Here is a 4269-nt window from a genome sequence, read left to right on the forward strand (position 1 = left end):
TAAACTTATACCTTGAAGGTAAGATTCAATACATTTTTATGCTAGATAGAAATAATATCATGATTGAAATGGTTGACAAAGTCATGACCATGGACTTCGAATACTTTGAAGACTCAGAATTTGAGCTTAAAGTAAATCAAGCCTTTATGGGGGTTGGAGGGGACAATATAGGTTATCAAAATATTTTAATGAGGACCTTTAGACTTTTACCTAATCTTATTTTGATAATAACCTTTTCGATTTTGTTATTAAAGGAATCATATATAGTTTTTATTGTAAGCATGGTATCCATGCTAATAAATTTATTTTTAGCTACAAAAACAGCTGAATATGCTAATAAGGTTAGACCTGCTATCCAAGATGAGTCTAGGAAATATGAAAAATATAAGGAAGTTGTAGAAGATTTTAAATATGGTAAAGATATTAGAATATTTTCCTTAAAAAATAGGTTATTGGCTAATATCAAAAACTTTATGAATAGGATGCTTGATAAACAACATAAGGTTGATGAATATAGGTTTAAGATTTCATTTTTAGAAAACCTATCAATTTATCTAGGGCAATTTGTAGCCTTGCTTGTCTTTACTTATATGGCGATAAATGGGCAAATGACTATAGCGACTTTGATAGCTTCTTTGACCATTCTTACTATTTTGTCAAATATAATCCAAGCTGTAAACCAAGATGTCACAAATGTATACGAAAATATCCAGTATGTAATTTTAACCTATGATTTTCTAGATTCTAATTTAATAAAGAGTATGAATGGAAAAGACCATAAATTCCAAGGACCTATATCCATTAAATTTGATAGGGTTTCATTTAAATATCCGGGATCTGATAAATATGTATTTAAGGACTTATCTTTTGAAATAGATGCTGATAAAAATGTGGCCCTAGTTGGGGTAAATGGAGCAGGTAAAACTACCATAGTCAAACTTTTAGTTGGTTTATACAAGCCTACAGAAGGAACTATTTACTTAGATGGTGTAAATGCGGATGATTTGAGTATGCAAGCAAGATTTAGAATATTTTCCGTTGTCTTCCAAGAAACGGAACCCCTAGCCCTAACTGTTGCTGAAAATATAGCAGGTGTAGAAGATGGAATAAATAGGGAAAAAGTAAAAGAAACTTTAGAAAAAGTGGGCCTTTGGGATAAGATATCATCACTAGAAAATGGTATAGATCAAAATGTTTTAAAAGTTATATATGAAGATGGGGTTATTTTATCAGGTGGAGAAAATCAAAAACTAATGATAGCTAGAGCTTTGTATAAAAAGGATACATCAGTGATGATCATGGATGAGCCAACCTCAGCCCTAGATGCTCTAGCAGAAGAAAAAATATATAAAGAATTTGATTCATATATGGGAAATAAGACCGGTATATTCATATCCCATAGGTTAGCTTCAACAAGATTTTGTGATGAAATTTTATTCTTGGATGGGGGAGAAATCTCAGCCAAGGGTAGCCACCAATACTTAATGGCAAATTCTAATGAATATAGAGATATGTTTGAAACTCAAGGTAAATACTATAAGGAGGTGGAAAATGAAAGCTTATAAAACTATATCAAGATTGATAAAAGAAGCTTGGAAGATAGATAAGACTTACTTTGTCCTATTAGCCTTACTAGCTATCTTTGAAAGTTTGATCTCCATAGCAAGCATGTATTTACCAGCAAGCGTAATAGCTTACTTAGAAAAAGGAGAATCCTTTAAGTCTATTTTATACCTAATACTTGCCTTTGTAGGAGGAATTTATTTATTAAAACAAATAAGTGAATTTATAAAACTTAAATACCAAAAGAGGGCTAATTTTCAAAGTGAAATGTTAGCTGTTAAGCTATCTGAAAAAACTATGGACCTATCTTATGATAATCTTGAAGATCCAAAAGTTTTAGACTTTATACAAAGGGCTAAGATGCCAATAAGTTGGGGCTATATCGAATTAACTTTAGAGGAAATTAAAGATCTTTTAGTAGCTTTAACTACCATATTTGGATTATTAGTGATTTTATTTACTCATAGTATCGTATACACTCTTACAATATTAGTTATTTTAACACTTTCAACTATAACAACCATACATATGCAAAAAAAGCAAGATAGTTTGATGCAAGAAAATGTTCCTTTAAATAGGAAGTATGGATATTTTCTAGATGAAGCTACTGGTCCTAATAGTCAAAAAGAATATAGAATATATGGAATAAGTAAAATATGGATTTCTAAAATACTTGGATATAGGGACTTTGTATTTAAATGGGTTGGAGACTTGATCGGTATTGCAACTAGATTAGAAGTTTTTAGAACTATCTTTGCCAGCTTAATTACCTTTATAGCTATCGCCTATAATGGGACAAGATTAATAAGTGATATATGGGGTCCGGTAATAAGCATAGCTACTTTTACCCTAGTTTTTAATTCAACAGATAAATTAGTAAACCTTATTCAGGCTGTATCAAAATCAATCTCGGGATTAAATACTGCCAATGCCCATTTAAGCCCATGGAAAGACTATATCGACTTAAAAGAATTTAAAAATACAGGAAATAAAAAAGTAGATAAGCTAGAAAGTCTTGAATTTAGAAATGTTTACTTCTCTTATCCAAATACTGATAGGTTGATACTTGAAGATGTATCATTCAAAATAGAAAAAGGAGAAAAAATATCAATTGTAGGATTAAACAATGCAGGTAAGTCTACCATAGTAAAATTAATATCTAGGTTTTATGAGCCAGACAAGGGTAAAATTTTATGGAATGGGATAGACATAAAAGATTATGATATAAATTCTTATATAGAGCAGATTTCAGCAGTCTTCCAAGACTTTACCCTCATGCCTTATACAATATTTGAAAATATAATGCCTGGCTCTGATGATAGGAAAGAAGCTGAAGAATCCTTGAAAGATGTAAATATGTATAACTATATTGAAAGCCTGCCTAAGAAAATGGATACTTATCTTGACAAGTCTTTAGAAAAAGATGCTACACATTTTTCAGGTGGCCAAGCTCAAAAACTTGCTATTGCTAGGGCTATAAATAAGGGAGGATCACTCATGATCATGGATGAGCCTACAGCTGCCTTAGACCCTATAGCAGAGTCTGAAATATTTGAAAAGTTCGCCGAGTTAACAAAAAATAAAACTTCAATATTTATATCCCATAGGATGTCATCATCAACCTTTTCTGACAAGGTCCTATTGATAGATGAGGGTAGGGTTGCCGCCTATGACCACCATAGTAAATTGATGAAAGGACATAATTTATATAGGGAGCTATTTGAAACTCAAGCTAAAAATTATATATAAATAAAACTCTCCCTTTTTGATTAGGGAGAGTTTTATCCTTAGAGGATATGTCAATTAAAATTTTTATATAATCATTTATTTATAAATCTCTTTAGTTTTTCTAAATCACCATCGTATGGGTAAGTTTCAAAATCTAATTCTTCTGCTATAGTCAGACTTTCTTGGCAGGTATCTATTAGTAGGCAGTCTTCTGCCTTTAACTTATTTTGCTTTAAAAAGTCAAGGTAAGATATATAGGTTGGTTTTATAAAACCTCTTACATATGATATGTAAACCCCATCGAATAAATTAATTAAATCTTGGTTAGATCTTTCGATATTTACAAATTGGTCAGAAAAGTTAGCAAATAGATATAGGTTAACGGATTCTTCTTTTAACTTTTCTAGGTATCTTTCCATTTTACCGTTTATATCAAAAAACTTGTACCAATTAGTCAAGATTTCTTTTATCGGTTTATGATATTTAGGATTTACTTTTTTTATAGCCTTGTTATAAACCCTTTCTATGGTTTTGCCTTTATATAGTTCATCCCATACTTTTTTTGAATCAAATAAGTCTTTAATGTAGTCAGCATCTTCGGTGGAATCTGTGTAATTATAAAAAACTTCATCTTGGTCGAATGAGGCGATTACATTTGCAAAGTCAAATATCAAATTTTTCATACTTTACCACCTTTACATCATTTTGCCTATATTATAGCAAAAAGAAAACATTTTCACAAGTTATATTAGTAGTTTATTATATTTATAGTAAAAGGGATAGTTTTATTATGGTTTTTGTAGAATTATATCTTGACTATAAATATATGTAATATTAAATTTATATCTAGTCATTAAAATGTTATAATACTTATTAATTGAATGGAGGGATTATGTCAAACACAGTAAAATATATAAAAGAGTTAACAAATATAGCTTCACCTACAGGCTATACAAAAGATATTATTAATTATGTAGA

Annotated in this window: 3 protein-coding genes; 2 read left to right on the plus strand and 1 reads right to left on the minus strand. The window is 30.1% G+C overall.

What is annotated here, in order from left to right:
* The coding region (locus Q0U66_RS05505; RefSeq protein ID WP_297378450.1) for an ABC transporter ATP-binding protein at nucleotides 1-1565 on the plus strand (1565 nt) is incomplete at its 5' end.
* Nucleotides 1552-3312: an ABC transporter ATP-binding protein gene (locus Q0U66_RS05510; protein ID WP_297378452.1), complete on the plus strand. Its 1761-nt coding sequence runs from the start codon at nucleotides 1552-1554 to the stop codon at nucleotides 3310-3312. The genes Q0U66_RS05505 and Q0U66_RS05510, both read left to right, overlap by 14 nt.
* Before the next feature lie 71 nt (nucleotides 3313-3383).
* On the opposite strand, the gene Q0U66_RS05515 is transcribed toward Q0U66_RS05510, so the two are convergent.
* On the minus strand, nucleotides 3384-3974 hold the full coding sequence (locus Q0U66_RS05515; RefSeq protein WP_297378455.1) for an HAD hydrolase-like protein: 591 nt from the start codon (nucleotides 3972-3974) through the stop codon (nucleotides 3384-3386).
* Nucleotides 3975-4269 lie beyond the last annotated feature (295 nt).

This window comes from uncultured Helcococcus sp. (assembly GCF_946998255.1).
Classification (GTDB): Bacteria; Bacillota; Clostridia; order Tissierellales; family Peptoniphilaceae; genus Helcococcus.

What these genes read in the sequence shown, in the direction of transcription:
- Q0U66_RS05510 (WP_297378452.1), top strand. Translation starts at nt 1,552, where the DNA reads ATGAAAGCTTATAAAACTATATCAAGATTGATAAAAGAAGCTTGGAAG.
- Q0U66_RS05515 (WP_297378455.1), bottom strand. Translation starts at nt 3,974, where the DNA reads ATGAAAAATTTGATATTTGACTTTGCAAATGTAATCGCCTCATTCGAC.